The sequence below is a fragment of the Myxococcus stipitatus DSM 14675 genome, assembly GCF_000331735.1.
GTDB classification, from domain to species: Bacteria; Myxococcota; Myxococcia; order Myxococcales; family Myxococcaceae; genus Myxococcus; species Myxococcus stipitatus.
This window is the reverse complement of sequence record NC_020126.1, coordinates 5,215,070-5,231,828: the sequence shown is the minus strand read 5'-3', so window position 1 is coordinate 5,231,828 and position 16,759 is coordinate 5,215,070. Positions and strand designations below refer to the sequence as shown.

Genomic DNA, 16,759 nt, shown 5'->3' with positions numbered 1-16,759 from the left:
GGCCATGGACTCCTCGAGCGTGAAGCGCCGGGTGGGACGCATCCTCGCGATGGCGGGCAAGGAGGTCCTGCACATCCGCCGGGACATCCGCACCCTCTATCTGGCACTCGCCCTGCCCGTGGTGATGCTGGTGCTGTTCGGCTTCGGCATCAGCTTCGACGTGGACCATCTGGAGCTGGCGGTGGTGGACCAGGACCGCACGGACCTGTCTCGCGAGCTGGTGCGCCACGTCACCGCGTCCGGTGAGTTCGAGGTGCTGCGCGAAGGCACCTCGCCCGAAGAGGCGGTGAGCGAGCTGCGCCGAGGCCGCGCGACGGGCGTGCTGCTCATTCGCAAGGGCTTCTCCGAGGACGTGAAGCGCGGCGGCGCCCAGGTCCAGTTCCTGCTCGACGGCGCGGATGGCAACACGGCGACGCAGGCGCTCGCGAAGGCCCAGGCCCTGGTGGAGATGGCGGGGCGCAAGCTCGGGGGCACCGGGGTGATGGCCGCGCCTCCGCTGGAGGTCCGCGTGCGGACGCTGTTCAATCCCACGGCGCGCTCGGCCATGTTCCTGGTGCCGGGCCTGGCGGCGTATCTCCTGGCCATCGTCGCGGTGCTCATCACCGCGCTGACGGTGGCGCGCGAGTGGGAGCGAGGCTCCATGGAGCAGCTCTTCGCGACCCCCGTGGGGCGGATGGAGATTGTCGTGGGCAAGCTGCTGCCCTACCTGGGCATCGGCCTGCTCCAGGTGATGCTGGTGCTGGTGGTGGGGACCTGGGTGTTCGACGTGCCCATCCGAGGCAGCCTCGTGGCGCTGGGGTTGGGCTCGTTCCTGTTCCTCGTCGGCATGTTGGGCCAGGGGCTGCTCATCTCGGTGGTGACGCGCAACCAGATGGTGGCGACGCAGGTGGCGACGATGACGTCCGTGCTGCCGTCGATGCTCCTGTCGGGGTTCATCTTCCCCATCGAGAACCTGCCTCCTCCGCTCAAGGTCATCAGCACGCTGATACCGGCGCGCTACTTCGTGGCCACGCTGCGAGGGGTGCTCCTGCGCGGCAATGGCCTGTCCGTGCTGTGGCCGCAGTTGTTGGCCCTGACCTTGTTCGCGGCCCTCATGCTGGTGGTGGCGACGCGGCGTTTCCAGCGGCGACTGGACTGAAGGAGGGACGCGAACATGCATCCCCTGGTGGTGCAGTACCGCGCGGTGGTGGTGAAGGAAGTCCGACAGACGGCGCGAGACCGGCGCGTCATGGCGCTCTTGACGCTGGCCCCGCTCATCCAGCTCTTCATGCTGGGGTTCGCGGTGAACTTCGACGTGCGCCACGTCCCCACGGTGGTGGTGGACCGGGACAAGACGGCGGAGAGTCGCGCGTACGCGAGGGAGCAGCTCGCGGGCGACACCTTGAGCCTCACGGCCCTGCTTCCGGATGAGACGGCGGCGGCGGAGGCGCTCGAGCAGGGCAAGGCCTCCGTCGCGTTGATCTTCCCTCCCGACTTCCAGAAGGACCTGCTGCGCGGCGAAGGGGCGCAGGTCCAGGCGCTGGTGGATGGCTCGGACCCCACGCGTTCCTCCGTCGCGGCGACCGCGGTGGCGCAGTACAGCCTGCTCCGCGCGACGCGGATGCTGCGGGAGCAGGCCCAGGGCCAGGGGCTGACAGCGCCACGGACACCCGTGGAGCTGGTGCCTCGAGTCCTCTACAACCCGGAGCTGTCGACGTCCGTGTACGTGGTGCCGGGCATCGCGGCGATGCTGCTGCTCATCGTCACCACCATCATCATGGCGATGGGGCTGGCGCGCGAGCGGGAGACCGGCACGCTGGAGCAGCTCCAGGTGACGCCGCTGCGCCCCGGCATCTTGATGGCGGGCAAGGTGACGCCCTTCCTGTTGATTGGCCTGGTGGACGTGGGGCTCGCGCTGAGCGTGGGCGCCTGGGTCTTTGGCGTTCCGCTGCGAGGGAGCCTGCTGCTCGTCGCGGTGGCCACCCTCTTCTACCTCCTGTCCACCTTGAGCGTGGGGCTCCTCATCGCGACGGTGAGCCGCACGCAGCAACAGGCCTTCGTGGGTGGGTTCCTCTTCGTCCTGCCCGCGGTGCTCCTGTCGGGGGTGATGAGCCCCATCCGCGCGATGCCCGACTGGCTGGCGTGGCTGACGTACCTGAACCCCGTGCGCTACTACGCCGAGGTGCTGCGTGGCGTGCTGCTCAAGAACGCGGGCCTGTGGGATTTGTGGCGGCAGGTACTCCTGCTCGCCCTCTTCGGCGCGGTGATGATGGCCGTGGCTGCTCGGCGGTTCCACAAGACCTCGGCCTGATCTGGTGGGTGGGTGGCACCACTGTGACTGGCATGCGGCCCTGGCCTGCGTTACACGAGGCCACCCGCATGTCAGTCACCGCAGCAGGACCGGCCCTCTCCGTCTTCCGTCACCGCGACTTCCGCACCTACCAGATCGCTCGCCTCTGCGCGGTGCTGGCCATGCAGATCGAGTCGGTGGCCATCGGCTGGCAGGTCTACGACATGACGGGCAGCGCCCTGGCGCTTGGCTACACGGGGCTTGCCCAGGTCATCCCCTTCCTCCTGTTCTGTCTGCTCGGGGGACAGGCCGCCGACCGGTTTGATCGACGGGCCATCCTGGCCATCTGCCAGGGCGTGATGCTGCTGTGCAGCCTGGCGCTGCTCTCCTTCTCCCTGGGCCACATCACCGATGTGCGCTTCGTCTACGGCGTCCTGGTTGTCTTCGGCACGGCGCGCGCGTTCTATGCGCCCGCGGGCTCCGCGCTCACGCCGCGCCTGGTTCCCAGGGACGAGCTGACGCGCGCGGTGGCCGTGAACTCCACGACGTGGCAGGTGGCCACCATCGCGGGCCCCGCGGTGGGCGGCGTGCTCTATGGGTGGGCGGGTCCGACGGGGGCCTACCTCGGCTCGGCCGCGCTGTGTGCGCTGACGGTGGTGTGGATTCTCTCGCTGAAGGTGCGGACCGGGCGGGCTTCGTCGGAGCCGTTGTCCTTCTCCACCGTCGTCGCGGGCCTTGGCTTCGTCCGCCGACAGCGCATGCTGCTGGGCAGCATCACCCTGGACCTGTTCGCCGTGCTGTTGGGCGGCGCCGTGGCGCTGCTCCCCATCTACGCGAAGGATGTGCTGCACACGGGCCCGTGGGGGCTCGGGCTGCTGCGGTGTGCTCCGGCGGCGGGCGCGGCCCTCACGGCGGTGGCCTTCGCCCTGCGGCCATTGGGTGGGAACGCGGGCTGGAAGATGTTCGCGGCCGTGGCCATCTTCGGCGCGGCGACGCTGGTCTTCGGGGTGAGCCGCTCCCTGCCCTTGTCGCTGGTGGCCCTGGCCATCGCGGGCGCCGCGGACATGGTCAGCGTGGTGGTGCGTCACACCCTGGAGCTGATGGCCACCCCTGACGAGATGCGCGGCCGTGTCGGAGCGGTGAACATGATGTGCATCGGGGCTTCCAACGAGCTCGGCGAGTTCCGCGCGGGCTGGCTCGCGGAGCACGTGGGCGCCGTGCCGGCGGTGGTGGCGGGCGCGGTAGGGACGCTCGTGGTGGTCGTCCTCTGGTCCTGGGGCTTCCCCGAGCTGCGGAAGGTGGACCGCCTGGAGCTGACGAGCTCGGAGCCTCAGGCCAAGCCGCAGCCCCCGGACGCGCCCGCCACTCAGGCGGGCTGACGCCCTTCCCTGTCGCTCAGGCCGCGGCGCCTTCGTAGGTGACGCGCAGCCCCTTGTGCGTCACGGTGATGAGGGGGCGGCCCATCCATCCGCAGTGCTTGCAGACGCCGCTGGGGCCCGCCGCCGAGACACGCACGGGCAGGTCCGCGGCACAGGCGGGACAGCCTTCGGGGATCATGAAGTCGCGCGATTCGGGCTGTGGAGTCGCTTGGAACATGCCTTCGACGTAACGCAGCTGGAAGCCGCCGCAACCCGTGCACTGGCGACGTCGGTCCAGGTGGGCGGCCGATCTCCTGCTCGGTCCTCGGGCTGAAGCTCCCCGCAGAGTCAGACCGCCCCCCGAGGTCCCCCCACACGCCGCGTCGGGCGGCGAGGAGTCCCGAACCCCGAACCCAATCTTCTTCGTGTCGGTGGTGCGTGAGTCCGGAGGGTCCGGGCAGCGCAACGCAGGCGGGTCCACCCAGCACGGCATGAGGTGGTGGGCCCCCCAGAGACCCGTGCAGGAGAAGGTTCGTGATGAAGAACAGTCGGAAGAAGTTGGTGCGGCGGTTGGCGGAGGCCGCGCTGGATGTGGTTCGGTACACCCGGAAGGGTTCCGAGGTGGAGGGGGTGTTCGTGGGAGGCCTTGTCGCCGACCTCGAGGCCACGCTGGGCCTTGACCCGGAGATGGCGCTCGAGCTCGGGTACGAGCTCTCGAACACGGCCAGGAGGCAGTACGCCACTTGGGTTCGTGGCGGGGTGTAGGGAGTGGTTGAAGTGACTGCCTCCGGACTAGCGTGTCCTCGAGGGGCCTGGGCGCGACCCGACAGGTTCCTCGAAGCCGGAGGTGGTCATGGCGGATGGTCCTCCTCACGTGGGCACTCGTTGGACGTGGCCTCGCTCGCTCGTGCTCGCGTTGGGGCTGGGCATCCTCCTCTCGCTGCCGTCGTTGCGTGTGGGGTTGATGCTCGACGACCTGATGCACCGGATGGTCATCAACGGCTCGACACGGCAACTGGGCGACTGGGGGCCGCTGTCCCTCTATGAGTTCGTCGGCGGGCCGGGCTCGATGCCGGAGCGATTGCGCGAGTCCGGGCTCCTGCCCTGGTGGGCCTCGGACTCGCTGCTCGTCCGATTCTTCCGCCCCATCCCCAGCGCGCTCTTGAGCCTGGATGCGTGGCTCTTCCGCGATGCCGCGCTTCCCGCGCATCTGCACAGCCTCGCGTGGTTCGTGGCGCTGGTCGTGCTGGTGGGCTGGCTGCACCAACGACTGTTGCCCACCCCCGTGGCGACGCTGGCCACCGTGCTCTATGCGGTGGCGGGGGCCCACGTGCTCCCCGTGGCATGGCTCGCCGCGCGTCATCCACTCGTCTCCGCGCTCCTGGGGCTGCTCGCGCTGGCGGCACACCTGCGCGCTCGCGAGGACGCCTGGAAACCCGGACGCGTCCTCGCCCCCGTGGCACTCGCGGGCGCCCTGCTCTCCGGCGAGGCCGCCGTCGGGGCCGTGTTGCTCCTGGGCTCCTATGAAGTGTTCGGTCGCCGTGAGTCCTGGCAGCGGAGGTCGCGGCACCTCGCGCCCTACCTCGTGCTGTCGCTTGTCTATGTCGTCTTCTACGTGAGCCAGGGCTATGGCGCGCGCGGCAGCAACGGCTATCTGAATCCCATCGCCGCGCCGTGGTCGTTCCTCGGCGTCTTCATCCAGCGCGCGTTCATCCTCATGAGCGAGCTGGTGCTCGCCACGCCCTCGGACTTCACCTCCAGTGCCCCGGCCCTGCTCCCCGTCATCGCGACCGTAGGCGCCATCGCCACCTTCGGCGCATGGCGCATGACTCGACTCCTCCAGCCCTGGCTCTCCGAGCGCGAGCAAGACGCCCTGCGGTGGCTCATTCCCGGAGGCATCCTCGCCACGCTCCCCGGCGCCGTGGGCGTCGTCGGAGGACGTGTCCTCATGGTGCCGCTGGTCGCGGGCAGCGCGCTGATGTCCGTGCTCATCCTCCGAGGCTGGCAAGCAGCCCGCGAGCCCGCGCGGCTCCGAGTCCCCGCGCTCATCCTCCGGTCCGCGGTGGTCGTCCTCGTGCTGGGCCACTTCGGCCTGAGCCCGTTGTTCCGGGTGGGGATGGCGCTCGCGCTGGGGCATGTCGCGAATGAACAGTGGCGGGTCGCTCGGGAAGCGCCTCCTTGCGATGGGACGCTGGTCCTGGTCGTCTCCTCCGACCCGAGCGTGTCGCAGTACGTCCCCGCCGCCATGTCCCTCACCGGGCGGGCGCCTCGGGGCTTCCGGCTGCTCAGCGGCGCGCCGCACGACCACGTCCTCGAGCGAGTCTCCCCCGAGGCCATCGACCTCGTCGTCCAAGCCTCGCCGCGCAAGCAAGGATTCTGGGAGGTGGTGAATCGTGAGTCGGCGCCGCCCGCGGGCACGAAGCTGAAGCTCGGTGACCTCCAGGTCTCCGTGCTGGAGTCGAGTGAGTCCGGCTTCATGCGCGCACGCTTCGACTTCGGTCACGTCCTGGAGTCGGGCGATTTCTGCTTCGTGACCTGGAGCGACAACGGCCTCAAGCGCATCGAGCTTCCACCTCCCGGCCAACACCTCGCCCTGCCTCACAGCCGAGGTCCCGCAGGGCTTTGAACACTCCGCGCACGCGGCTGTGAATGAGGCGACGCCCCGGGGAATTGGCGTTTGCCCGGAGCGCGAGAACGGGGCCGGATGAGCGCTCATCCTCTCCTGCCCCACTTGCCCCATGACACCACTTCGCTTGCTCCGTCTGGCGCCGCTGCTCGCGTGCGCTCCCTTGCTCCTCACGTCCTGCAGTGACGACGACGAAGGCGGCGTCGACCCGGACGTCGCCGAGTTCAAGGTGATGACCCGCAATCTCTACCTGGGCGCCGACATCGACCGGCTGTTCGCGGCGCAGTCTCCCGCGGACGTCCCGGGCCTCGCGGCGGCGCTCTACGCGACGGTGCAGAAGACGAACTTCCCGGAGCGCGTGAAGTCGCTCGCGGATGAAATCCAGAGCGACCAGCCCGCGCTCATCGGGCTGCAAGAGGTCTCCCTGTTCCGGACGCAGAGCCCCAGCGACTTCCGGTCCAACCCCGTGCCCAACGCGCAGACGGTGACCTACGACTACCTGGACCTCCTGCTGAAGGAGCTCCAGGGCCGGGGCCTGAACTATCGCGCGGTGGCGACGGTGCAGAACGCGGACGTCGAGCTCCCCGCCGCGCTCACCGGCAACCCCTCCGACCTGACCGACGTCCGCCTCACGGACCGGGACGTCATCCTGGCGCGCGGGGACGTGCAGGTCTCCAACGTGGTGACGGGCAACTATGCCTTCGCCCAGGAGGTGAGCCTGGGAGGCGTCTCGGTGCGCATCACGCGAGGCTTCACCAAGCTGGACGCCGAGGTGGACGACGCGGACGTCACCTTCGTCAACACGCACCTGGAGACGCTCTCGCCGGGCAACCAGAACCAGGCGACGGAGCTGGCCGCGCTCGTGGCTTCGTATGACCGGCCGCTCATCCTCGTGGGCGACCTGAACACCGGACCGGGGGCGGCGACGACGGGCTACGACATCCTGGTCAACGCGACGACGGGATTGACGGACGCCTGGGCCACGGTGGGCACGGGGTCGGGCTTCACCTGCTGCTTCAGCGAGGCGCTCACCGACGCCAACACGAGCGCCCTCGATGAGCGCATCGACCTGGTGCTGTACGCCGGGAAGGGCACGAGCCCTCAATCCGCGGCCGTCATCGGCGCGAACGCCACGGACCGCACGCCCTCGGGCCTCTGGCCCACGGACCACGCGGGCCTGGTGGTGGACTTCCGCGTCGAGCACTGAGGTGTCACGGGGGGCTGGAGGTCTCCCGAGCCAGGGAGTATTCAGCCCCCGACATGTCACTGCGCCTCGTCAAGCGGCTCTCGCGCGACTGGTTCCTCCTGGGAATGGTCTGCGCCGTGGGGCTCGCGCTCCTCTTCCCCGACTTCGGCAAGGCCGGCGGGGCGATGCATGCCGACGTCGTCACCCACGTCGGCATCTTCGCCGTGTTCTTCCTCCACGGCGTGGGGATGCCCCTGGCCCAGCTCAAGGCCGGGGCCCTCCAGTGGCGGCTGCACGTCCTGGTGCAGTCCTTCACCTTCCTCGTCTTCCCCGCGCTCTGGTTCGCCTTCAACCTCGTCGCGGGCGCGTGGGTGCCCGCGGACGTGTCGCTGGGCTTCCTGTTCCTGTGCGCCGTGCCGTCCACCATCTCGTCGTCCGTGGCGATGACGGGCGCGGCCCGAGGCAACGTGGCGGGCGCCATCTTCGACGCGAGCCTGTCGAGCCTGCTGGGCATCTTCTTCACGCCCCTCCTCGTCGGGCTGCTGGCGCACACCACGGGGCAGTCGCTGCCCCTGGGAGAGGCCATCCTCAAGCTGTCCCTGCTGCTGCTCCTGCCGCTGGTGCTGGGACAGCTGGCGCGGCCCTTCGTGGGGGCGGCCTTCGCGCGCTACCGGAAGTACACCAACGGCGTGGACCGGGTGTTCATCCTGGTGCTCGTCTACGCCTCGTTCTGCGACTCGTTCTCCTCGGGCCTCTTCAGTCGCCATGGAGGCGCCACGCTGGCGATGGTCATCGGCGGCGCGGCGCTGCTGCTCGCCACGGTGCTGACGCTCAGCACGCTCGCGGCGCGGCGCTGGAGGTTCTCCACGGAGGATGAGATCGCCGCGGTGTTCTGCGGCTCGAAGAAGACGCTGGCCTCGGGAGTGCCCATGGCGCGGCTGCTGTTCGGGGCGCATCCGGCGCTGGGGCTCATCGTCCTGCCGCTCATGTTCTACCACCAGCTCCAGCTCGTGGTGTGCTCGGTGCTCGCGGAGCGGTACGCGAGTCGTCCCTCGGGGTCCTGAGCCTCTCGGTGGTTGCCTGCCCCGAGCGCGTTCCACGAGAATGGAGGGACCATGGCGTGGCGGTTCGGGGATTCAGGCTGATGGCACAGACACGACGTGACCAGAGCGTGGCGGCGGTGCGGCACTTCAACCGCTTCTACACCCAGAAGATTGGCGTGCTGACCGATGGCCTGCTCCAGAGCGAGTTCTCGCTGACGGAGGCCCGGCTCTTCTACGAGCTGCATCACCGCGAGGCCCCCACCGCGGCCGAGCTGAGCCGGGAGCTCGCACTGGACCCGGGCTATCTCAGCCGGCTGCTGCGCAGCTTCAGCAACCAGGGCCTCATCGAGCGAGTGCCCTCCGCGCTGGATGGCCGTCAGCACCTGCTGCGCCTGTCGGCCAAGGGAGAGCAGGCGTATGCGCGGCTGAACAACCGCTCCGAGGACTCCATCCGCACCCTGCTGTCCACGCTGCGCGGAGATGAGCGCGAGCGCATCGTGGAGGCGATGCGGGTCATCGAGGAGCTGCTCGGCGAGAAGAAGCCGCGAGCGTCCGTGGAGTCCGTCGTCCTGCGGGCGCATCGGCCGGGGGACATCGGCTGGGTCATCCAGCGGCACGGCGAAATCTACAGCCAGGAGTACGGCTGGGACGAGCGGTTCGAGGCGCTGGTCGCGAGCATCGCGTCCAAATTCATCCTGGAGCATCAGCCGGAGCGGGAGCACTGCTGGATTGCGGAGCTGAACGGCCGGAGCGTCGGCTCGGTGTTCCTGGTGAGCGAGTCGAAGACGGTGGCGAAGCTGCGGCTCCTGCTCGTGGAGCCGTCCGCGCGAGGGCTTGGCGTCGGCACCCGGCTGGTGGATGCGTGCATCCGCTTCGCGCGCGATGCGGGCTACCGGAAGGTGCGCCTGTGGACCGACAGCCAGCTCCTCGCCGCGCGACACCTGTATGAGCAAGCGGGCTTCGAGCGCATCGGCTCGGAGCCCCACAGTGACTTCGGCGAGGGGCTGGTGTCGGAGACCTGGGAGCTGAAGTTCTAGACGGTGGCGGAAGGCGCCCCACTCCAGCGCGCCCCCGCCCCGCCGAGACTCAGTCCGCCACTAGAGCGGAACCGTGCAGCCCACGTTGGTCGCGTCGTTGCAGGTGCTGGACGGACCGAAGCAGGCCGCGTTGCTGCCCACGGGGACGACGGAGTAGCAGACGCGGTGGCCGGCGACGACGTCGGCGTCCACGAAGCTGGTCGTCGTCACGGTGGCGATGCGCGCCTTGCCGTAGGTGCAGGCGTTGACGCCATCGGACCGCATCACCCAGTACTGCGTCGCGCCGGCGACAGCGCCCCAGGACAGCGAGACCTGGCCGGTCGCGGGCGTCACCGTCACGGTGGGCCTCGTCGTCGGCGCGCCAGAGCAGCCGCTGTTGACGGGCGCCGGCGTGGCGCAGGCGATGCCGTGGCGGTTGAACGCGTTGTAGATGGCCGTCATGTGCGGCGTGCCATCGTTGATGTTGCCGTTGTCGTCATCCGCCGCCAGCCACTGCTTGTAGCCGTTGGTGGCCGCACAACCATCCGACGTGCCCGCGGTGCAGTTACAGGCGTGCCAAGAGCCGATGTTGCCGCTGCCGAGGTAGAACACCCGGTTGCCGATGTTCTGCGCCGTGTTCCAGTCGAGGTTGAACGGCGCGGACTGGAGGTCGCGAGCGATGAAGTCCCACGCGGCCTGACGCACGGGAGACGCCGCGCAGTGGACCTGACGGCCGCACGGCCCGGTGCCGCTGGAGCAACGGGTGCAGACGAAGTTCTGCGGCGTGGCCGGCGTCGCGGGGTTGTGGGCCGCGTAGTCGGCGTCACGGACGCCCGAGCAGTTGGTCGCGCACCACGCGCCACCCGTCTGGGCCTCGTTCACGTTGTAGCCCGTGCCATCCGCCGTCATGCCGCAGTTGTTGTTGATGGTCTGGAAGAAGCCGTAGCCGATGCAGGACGCCGGCGAGCGAAGCCCGTTGCCCGGCGTCGCCGCGGGGTTGAACGGCAGGCGGTACATGGACGCGATGTCGGCATAGGCCTCGCTGGAGTTGCTCAGCGTGCCCGCCGTGTCGTTGTCATCCATGCCGTGGCCCCACTCGTGGTCGAACACGGCGGCAATCTCGCCCGTGTTCCGGCAGCCACCGCCCGCGCGGTAGAAGTTGACCGTGGAGCCGTTCCAGAAGGCGTTGCAGGTGTTGTTGATGTTGACGTTGGCCGTCATCGCCCCGCGCAGCCACGCGTTGTTGGGCAGCCAGCTGCGCGCCAGCTCGTGGATGCGGTTGAGCTCGTAGAACGCGCTGCGAGCCGCGGAGCTCCGCGTGCCGCCCGCGGGGGGGCACGGGCTGTTGACGCCCGAGCCCGTGTTGATGTTGCCGTTGGAGTCGCTCGACGTCGCCGGATTGCCGCACGTGTCGTTGATGCGGATGTACTGGCCCTGGAGCGTGGTGGTCACCGTGCCCGAGGTCCAGTTGTACACGCCGTAGCCATCCGTGAAGCCGCCGGAGGAGACGTTCGCCCAGGGCATCGGGTACGCCGCCTGGCTGGAGCCACAGTACGAGCCCGGCGCGCACGACGCGGGGACGCCCGTGTTGGTGAACACGTAGACATCGCCGCGCACCCGGCGGTCGAGGTAGTGGTTGTCGTCCTCCAGCGCGAGCACCTCGCCGGAGTCCGCATCCACCGTCACCTTCCAGCGCTCATCCTCGCCCTGGAGCATGAAGCCGTACGTCCACACCAGCTCGTGGCCCAGGCCCTTGCCGAAGCCCGCGCCCGGAATGGAGACCGGGGCGACTTCCAGCGTGGGCTCCTGCCAGATTTCGGCGGGGCTCTCCATCAGGCCGAAGCGCTCGTGCGCGAGCATCGTCGCCCGCTCCGCGTCGACCAGGGGCATGGGCGACACGCCCACGTTGCTCCACGACTCCGTGCCGATGAGGATGAGGTTGCCGTGGCTGATGGTGGCCGCGATGCGGCCATGGCGCACCGGAATGCCCTGCAGCTCCTGCGCGATGGAGATCTGCCAGAGGTCCTGGGAGATCTGGTCCACGCGGGCATGGCCCAGCTGGCGCATGTCAACGCCCAGGGCGTCGCGGTTGGTCTCGATGAAGCGGTAGACGAGGTCCGCGACCACGGCCCCATCCACCTTCTCCACGGAACGGCCCAGGTGCTTGCCTACGCTGCCCAGCGTCAGCTTGTTCCCAACTCCATCGCCCGGGATGAGCGGCACGGGCCCCTGGATGTTGCTGGCCGTGCCCGTCACGACGTCGATGTAGATTTCGAAGTTCTTCCCGTTGCGGGCGAAGAAGTCCTCCCAGACCTTCGCCTGCTGCGGGCTCAGCTGCGGCAGGGCCTGGGACAGGGGGGTGTGTCCACTGGCGTAGGACAGCTCAGGCTTGAAGAAAGCCTGGTCCGCCAGGACTCCTTTGGGGGAGTGGTCGGTGGGGTCGAATGCCCACGCCGACGACGTCGCCATCACTGCCATACATACGGCGGATTTCACGACGCTGCGCATGCGGTGCTCCTTCGGATGAAGGGACCAACGGTTCGAGGAGCCCGCAGGCCGGAATGGCACTGGGAATCCTCGGGTTGCGCATATTTCAGATTTACTCAGAGTGCGTCCCCGCAGAACACCCTGAGTGTTCCCCGGCGGACAATGACTAGACGCGGTACGTGGCCGCGACGGACTCCATGTGTCCGGCCACATCGCGCAAGGACGCGGTAATCCGCTGGGCGCTCTGCAATCCCTGCATGGATTCTTCCATCATCCGGGACAAATCCGTCACGGCTGTGAAGATTTGCGCGACGCCCGCATTCTGCTGGGTGACGGCGGCGGCGATCTGCTGAGCGGCGGAGGCGTTGTCCTGGATGATGCGGGTCAGCTCCCGGAGGCTGTCCCCGCTGGCGCGGACCTGGGTCAGGCCCGTCTCCGCGCTGCCCTGGCTCTGCTCGGCCAGGGAGACGGAGGCCTGGATGGACTGGCGGATGTCCTCCAGGATTTCGCGCACCCGGCCCGTGGAGTGGATGGACTGGTCGGCGAGGCTGCGAATCTCGCGGGCCACGACGCCAAAGCCCTTGCCGTGCTCGCCGGAGCGGACGGACTCGATGGCGGCGTTGAGGGCCAGCATGTTGGACTGGTCGGCCAGGTCCTTCACCGTCTGGGTGATTCCGCCAATCTGGCTCGTGCGCTCGTTGAGGGCGGCGATGCTCTGGGCCACGCGGCCCACTTGCTCGTGCAGCTGCTCGAAGCCCGCGAGGCTGGCTTCGACGGTGGCCTCGCCGGAGCGCCCCACCTCGCGCGCCCGAGCAGTGACGCCCAGCACCGCCTGGGAGCGCTCCGCGGCCATCAGGGAGGTCTGTTTGATCTCCTGCGCCGTCACCTGCGTCTCCTGGAGGGCCGCGGCCTGCTTCATCAGCGTGCGCTCCTGCTGCGCCGCCGCGGCCGTCAGCTCCGCCACCGTCTTGCCCAGCACCAGGGTGCCCTGCTGGAGTCCCCGCGTGGAGTCCCGCAGGTGCTCCATCATCTGGGCGAACGCGGCGGCCAGCGCCCCCACTTCATCGCGGCGCGTGGTGACCTCCACGTCCTGCGTGAGGTCCCCTTCGCGCACGACGCGGCTCACCACCTCGTTCAGCCGGGTGATGGGACGGGTGGCTCCGCGCGCCAACCACCAGCCCCCGATGCCCGCCACGGCGAGGGACAGGAGCGTCAGCCCCACGGCGAGGCGCTCGGCGCGGTTCAGCGGCGCGTAGACCTCCTTCGGGTCCACCGTCGCCACGAAGCGCCAGCCGTCACCCACGTCGCGCAGCGCCACCTCATCGAGGGCCGACTCACGGACGACGCCCTCGGCGCGCGCCCGGCCTCCGGTCATCGAGTCGAAGAGCACGAGCCCCTCCGGGTCCACCACCTCGAGGGCGAAGCTCTGCTGCCCCCGTGCGCGCGAGCGCTCCAGCGCGGGGGCCACCACCTGCCCCACCTGTCCCCAGTCATACGCACCCAGCACCACGCCCATCCGCGCGCCGCTGATGGGGCTGAAGATGGGAGCGGCGAGCGGCAGCACCGCCTTGCCGAAGAACGGGTCCACCTGCGTGAAGCGAGAGACATCGTGCGTGCCATTGCGAGCGGCGCGGAACCACGCCGAGTCGAGGACCTCGCGCTCGCGTCCCGCGTAGGCCTGGAGCAGCCGCGCCTCGCTGGCGGACACCGCGCGCCCGTCGTCGGCGAAGAGCACCACACCCGCGAACGTGGGGTGGCGCTTCTTGAAGGTGGCCAGCACCGAGTCGCTCTCCTCGAAGGTCTCGAAGAGCAGCGCGCCCCGGAGGATGGAGTGCTCGGACCAGCTGCGCACCGTGGCCTCGCGCTCCACGAGCGTGGCCTCGACGAGGTCGCGAAGCCCCTGGGCCTCCACCCGCAGCGTCGCGTGGAGCTGCGCCTGCAAGGTGTCGGCGATGAAGAAGCGGCCCAGGATGTTGAGCGGCAGCAGCGCACACAGCGTGAGCAGCGCCACCGCCAGGGTCAACCGGGTGCGCAGGGAGGTTCTGTCGAGGATTCGCATGGAGGTGCGGCGGGACTTCAGAGGTCGAGCAAGGAGAGGCCCACGGTGATGGCGCCGATGACCTGGCGGCCCTCACGGACCGGGAGGGAGACCTGGATGACGTACGCTTGCGAGGACTCGTCGAAGAAGGGCTTCTCCTTCAGCACGCGCCCCTCGTTGAAGGGCACCCGGAACTTGTCCTCGTCCCCCTGCCAGTAGTCGGACGTGCGCCGGGTGGCGCCCACCAGCGCGCCCCGCCGGTCCATGGCGAAGATTTCGGCGACCTTCCGCCCCAGCGTGGCGCGGTGGCGGGCCAGCACGCGCGCCCCCGCGGACTCGAGCACCCGCTGCTTGGCCGGAGTGAGCGCCGGCGTCGCGATCCACGCATCATCCTCCGCGTGGATGGACGCGAGCGATGCGCCTCTCGCGTTCTGCGCCTTCACCGCGCGCACCAGCTCCGGGTCCACCGCCAGCCGCTGAAGCATGGGCAGCAGGGCATCCACCTTCTCGAGCTGCGCGACGCCGTCCGGGGGCATCCCCGCGAGCACCGTCAGCACCACGCCGATACACCACATCCAGACCTCAACGCGTCCGCACGCAGTGTTCGGTGGAGACAACCGTCCCCTTCGCGCCGGCGGATGTCGCCGACGATAACCGAATGAGACATCTCACGTGCGACAGGAACAGGGGCGTCCACCCCACCCCGCTCGCCTGCCAGGCGCGCTCGGCGCGCTCTTCGTGAAACCCCGAAAAGTCGCGCAAGCCATGGAGCACGCGCGGAACCACGCGAGTGCTTGGACGCACAAGCACGGGGTGATGCGTCAACGCACGGCTTGAGCGAAGTGCCGGGCCAGACGCTGAAGCAGCTCGACGTTCTCCCGCTCCGCGGACTCCAGCTTGGGGAGCTGGGCCTTCAGCTCGTCGAGGTCCTTGCCCCGCTGGCGCAAGTCCTCCGCGCCCAGGTCCAGCCAGCGGCCCATCTCGCGCGCCGTCAGCTCCAGGTGGAACTGGAAGCCGTAGGACGTCCCCAGGCGGAAGGCCTGTTGTGAGTAGCGGTCCGTCGACGCGAGCAGCGTGGCCCCGGGCACGGGCTTGTACGTGTCCCCATGCCAGTGCGCGACGACGGTGCGGGGTCGAGCCCCCGCGATGACCTCGTCCTTGACCCCGTCGGCCGTCCACCGCACCGGGGCGACGCCGACCTCGAAGCCGTTCTTCCCCGCGAAGACCTCCGCGCCCGCGGCGCTGGCGAGCATCTGCGCGCCCAGGCAGATGCCCAGACACGCCCGCTCGTAGGCCAGCCGCTCGGTGAGGATGGCCAGCTCCTCGCGGAGGAACGGGTGCTGGTCCGCCTCGTAGACGCCCATGGGGCCGCCCATCACCACCAACAGCTCCGCGTCGACATCCTCGCGGCGCGCGGCGCGGAACCGGTGGACCAGGGTGAAGCCCACCTCGGTCAACGCCGGGCCCAGCAGCCCCACGCCCTCGTGCTCCTCGTGCTGGTAGACCACCGCGCGCATCGGTTCGCCCTCCCTGCCGTCATCCGCGCGCGGAAGCCTAGCTGGAATCGCCGGGCTAGCGCTTGCCGTCCTTGAGGACGCGCAGCAGCCCCTCCTGCGCGACGGAGGCCACGAGCCGCCCGTCGCGGGTGTAGATGGAGCCTCGCGCCAGGCCCCGGGCGTTGCCGCCCCACGGGCTGTCCATCACGTAGAGCAGCCAGTCATTCACCTTCAGGTCCCCATGGAACCAGAGGGCGTGGTCCAGGCTCGCGCCAATGACATTCGGCTGGAAGAAGCTGGCCGCGTGGGGCAGCAGCGCGGTGCTGATGAGGTTGAAGTCGGACGCGTACGCCAGGACGTACTTGTGGACCTGCGGGTCCTCCGGGACGTCGCCGTCGGCGCGGAACCAGACCGCCTTCCGAGGCTCCGTGGCCTGGGGGTTGAACGGGTCCGTGTACTCGACGGGCCGGATTTCGATGGGCTTGGGGCAGAGGATCTTCTCCCGCAGCCGCGCGGGGATGCGCTCCGCCTGACGGGACCACAGCTCCAGGTCCGTGGGCAGGCCCTCCGGCGCGGGGACGTCGGGCATCGGGGCCTGGTGCTCGTAGCCGGCCTCGTCGCCGTGGAAGCTGGCCATCATCGTGAAGATGGGCTGCCCCTTCTGGATGGCCACGACGCGCCGGGTGCTGATGCTGCCGCCGTCCCGCACCCGGTCCACCGTGTAGACGACCGGGAGCCCCGCATCCCCGGGCCGCAGGAAGTAGCCGTGCAGCGAGTGGACATGCCGGGCCGAATCCGCCGTCCGGCTGGCCGCCGACAGCGCCTGCCCCAGCACCTGCCCGCCGAAGAGCTGGCGGAAGCCCAGGTCCTGGCTCTTGCCGCGAAAGAGGTTCTCCTCGATGGACTCCAGCGTGAGCAGCTCCAGCAGCTCGTCCAGGACTCGACTCATGGCCCCCTCCTAGCCGACCCCGTCCCCCCTGTCTCGCCCGGCGTGGACGCAACGTGTCGTAGCGCGCACCCAGCCCTCCACGTCACGGTGCCCATGGCCCGCCGAAGACAGACACCGCGGGGCTCGCCGCCACCCCGCATGTCCGGTAACGCGCATACAGGTGTAGCGCTCCTTCGGATGTGACATGCGATTGACGCCGGGCGTCATTCGGAGGGGGTGGCTTGAAGCGGCTCACCCGAGTGGGCGACGCTTGTTTGCACTTGAGACATCCACGCTCGGCTCCACGCAGCC

The 16,759-nt window shown here is 69.4% G+C and carries 14 protein-coding genes; 8 read left to right on the top strand and 6 right to left on the bottom strand.

What is annotated here, in order from left to right; translation table 11 throughout:
• The first annotated feature begins 4 nt into the window (after positions 1 to 4).
• From MYSTI_RS20295 to MYSTI_RS20285, 3 genes are all read left to right on the top strand, one after another.
• A complete protein-coding gene (locus tag MYSTI_RS20295; protein ID WP_015349657.1) occupies positions 5 to 1,138 on the top strand; it encodes an ABC transporter permease in 1,134 nt (377 codons plus the stop codon).
• A gap of 15 nt (positions 1,139 to 1,153) precedes the next feature.
• Positions 1,154 to 2,290 carry an ABC transporter permease gene (locus MYSTI_RS20290; RefSeq protein WP_015349656.1) on the top strand — a complete coding sequence of 379 codons (1,137 nt, stop codon included), beginning with the start codon at positions 1,154 to 1,156 and terminating at the stop codon, positions 2,288 to 2,290.
• 68 nt (positions 2,291 to 2,358) lie between these two features.
• A complete protein-coding gene (locus MYSTI_RS20285) occupies positions 2,359 to 3,648 on the top strand; it encodes an MFS transporter (RefSeq protein WP_015349655.1) in 1,290 nt (429 codons plus the stop codon).
• Between the two features lie 16 nt (positions 3,649 to 3,664).
• On the opposite strand, the gene MYSTI_RS20280 is transcribed toward MYSTI_RS20285, so the two are convergent.
• Positions 3,665 to 3,865: a hypothetical protein gene (locus tag MYSTI_RS20280; RefSeq protein ID WP_015349654.1), complete on the bottom strand. Its 201-nt coding sequence runs from the start codon at positions 3,863 to 3,865 to the stop codon at positions 3,665 to 3,667.
• Between the two features lie 299 nt (positions 3,866 to 4,164).
• Between MYSTI_RS20280 and MYSTI_RS20275 the strand changes: the two genes are divergently transcribed.
• The 5 genes from MYSTI_RS20275 (at position 4,165) to MYSTI_RS20255 (ending at position 9,519) form a co-directional block, all read left to right on the top strand.
• Positions 4,165 to 4,392 carry a hypothetical protein gene (locus MYSTI_RS20275; protein ID WP_015349653.1) on the top strand — a complete coding sequence of 76 codons (228 nt, stop codon included), beginning with the start codon at positions 4,165 to 4,167 and terminating at the stop codon, positions 4,390 to 4,392.
• A gap of 88 nt (positions 4,393 to 4,480) precedes the next feature.
• Positions 4,481 to 6,253: a hypothetical protein gene (locus MYSTI_RS20270; protein WP_015349652.1), complete on the top strand. Its 1,773-nt coding sequence runs from the start codon at positions 4,481 to 4,483 to the stop codon at positions 6,251 to 6,253.
• A gap of 127 nt (positions 6,254 to 6,380) precedes the next feature.
• Positions 6,381 to 7,460 carry an endonuclease/exonuclease/phosphatase family protein gene (locus tag MYSTI_RS20265; RefSeq protein WP_052351037.1) on the top strand — a complete coding sequence of 360 codons (1,080 nt, stop codon included), beginning with the start codon at positions 6,381 to 6,383 and terminating at the stop codon, positions 7,458 to 7,460.
• Between the two features lie 53 nt (positions 7,461 to 7,513).
• A complete protein-coding gene (locus tag MYSTI_RS20260) occupies positions 7,514 to 8,503 on the top strand; it encodes a bile acid:sodium symporter family protein (protein WP_015349650.1) in 990 nt (329 codons plus the stop codon).
• An 80-nt stretch (positions 8,504 to 8,583) separates the two neighbouring features.
• On the top strand, positions 8,584 to 9,519 hold the full coding sequence (locus tag MYSTI_RS20255; RefSeq protein WP_015349649.1) for a bifunctional helix-turn-helix transcriptional regulator/GNAT family N-acetyltransferase: 936 nt from the start codon (positions 8,584 to 8,586) through the stop codon (positions 9,517 to 9,519).
• Positions 9,520 to 9,579: 60 nt separating this feature from the next.
• Here MYSTI_RS20255 and MYSTI_RS20250 read toward each other — a convergent pair whose 3' ends face one another.
• From MYSTI_RS20250 to tesB, 5 genes are all read right to left on the bottom strand, one after another.
• Complete coding sequence (locus MYSTI_RS20250; protein WP_052351036.1) at positions 9,580 to 11,967, bottom strand: gluzincin family metallopeptidase; 2,388 nt, start codon at positions 11,965 to 11,967, stop codon at positions 9,580 to 9,582.
• Positions 11,968 to 12,151: 184 nt separating this feature from the next.
• On the bottom strand, positions 12,152 to 14,044 hold the full coding sequence (locus MYSTI_RS20245; RefSeq protein WP_015349647.1) for a methyl-accepting chemotaxis protein: 1,893 nt from the start codon (positions 14,042 to 14,044) through the stop codon (positions 12,152 to 12,154).
• 17 nt (positions 14,045 to 14,061) lie between these two features.
• Positions 14,062 to 14,598 (bottom strand): hypothetical protein, encoded by a 537-nt coding sequence (locus MYSTI_RS20240; RefSeq protein ID WP_015349646.1) that lies wholly within the window; start codon positions 14,596 to 14,598, stop codon positions 14,062 to 14,064.
• 246 nt (positions 14,599 to 14,844) lie between these two features.
• A complete protein-coding gene (locus MYSTI_RS20235) occupies positions 14,845 to 15,540 on the bottom strand; it encodes a glutamine amidotransferase-related protein (RefSeq protein ID WP_015349645.1) in 696 nt (231 codons plus the stop codon).
• A 55-nt stretch (positions 15,541 to 15,595) separates the two neighbouring features.
• Positions 15,596 to 16,468, bottom strand: a complete 873-nt coding sequence (tesB, locus tag MYSTI_RS20230) for an acyl-CoA thioesterase II (RefSeq protein WP_015349644.1) — start codon at positions 16,466 to 16,468, stop codon at positions 15,596 to 15,598.
• Positions 16,469 to 16,759 lie beyond the last annotated feature (291 nt).

What these genes read in the sequence shown, in the direction of transcription:
- MYSTI_RS20295 (WP_015349657.1), top strand. Translation starts at nt 5, where the DNA reads ATGGACTCCTCGAGCGTGAAGCGCCGGGTGGGACGCATCCTCGCGATG.
- MYSTI_RS20290 (WP_015349656.1), top strand. Translation starts at nt 1,154, where the DNA reads ATGCATCCCCTGGTGGTGCAGTACCGCGCGGTGGTGGTGAAGGAAGTC.
- MYSTI_RS20285 (WP_015349655.1), top strand. Translation starts at nt 2,359, where the DNA reads ATGTCAGTCACCGCAGCAGGACCGGCCCTCTCCGTCTTCCGTCACCGC.
- MYSTI_RS20280 (WP_015349654.1), bottom strand. Translation starts at nt 3,865, where the DNA reads ATGTTCCAAGCGACTCCACAGCCCGAATCGCGCGACTTCATGATCCCC.
- MYSTI_RS20275 (WP_015349653.1), top strand. Translation starts at nt 4,165, where the DNA reads ATGAAGAACAGTCGGAAGAAGTTGGTGCGGCGGTTGGCGGAGGCCGCG.
- MYSTI_RS20270 (WP_015349652.1), top strand. Translation starts at nt 4,481, where the DNA reads ATGGCGGATGGTCCTCCTCACGTGGGCACTCGTTGGACGTGGCCTCGC.
- MYSTI_RS20260 (WP_015349650.1), top strand. Translation starts at nt 7,514, where the DNA reads ATGTCACTGCGCCTCGTCAAGCGGCTCTCGCGCGACTGGTTCCTCCTG.
- MYSTI_RS20255 (WP_015349649.1), top strand. Translation starts at nt 8,584, where the DNA reads ATGGCACAGACACGACGTGACCAGAGCGTGGCGGCGGTGCGGCACTTC.
- MYSTI_RS20250 (WP_052351036.1), bottom strand. Translation starts at nt 11,967, where the DNA reads ATGGCGACGTCGTCGGCGTGGGCATTCGACCCCACCGACCACTCCCCC.
- MYSTI_RS20245 (WP_015349647.1), bottom strand. Translation starts at nt 14,044, where the DNA reads ATGCGAATCCTCGACAGAACCTCCCTGCGCACCCGGTTGACCCTGGCG.
- MYSTI_RS20240 (WP_015349646.1), bottom strand. Translation starts at nt 14,598, where the DNA reads ATGTGGTGTATCGGCGTGGTGCTGACGGTGCTCGCGGGGATGCCCCCG.
- MYSTI_RS20235 (WP_015349645.1), bottom strand. Translation starts at nt 15,540, where the DNA reads ATGCGCGCGGTGGTCTACCAGCACGAGGAGCACGAGGGCGTGGGGCTG.
- tesB (WP_015349644.1), bottom strand. Translation starts at nt 16,468, where the DNA reads ATGAGTCGAGTCCTGGACGAGCTGCTGGAGCTGCTCACGCTGGAGTCC.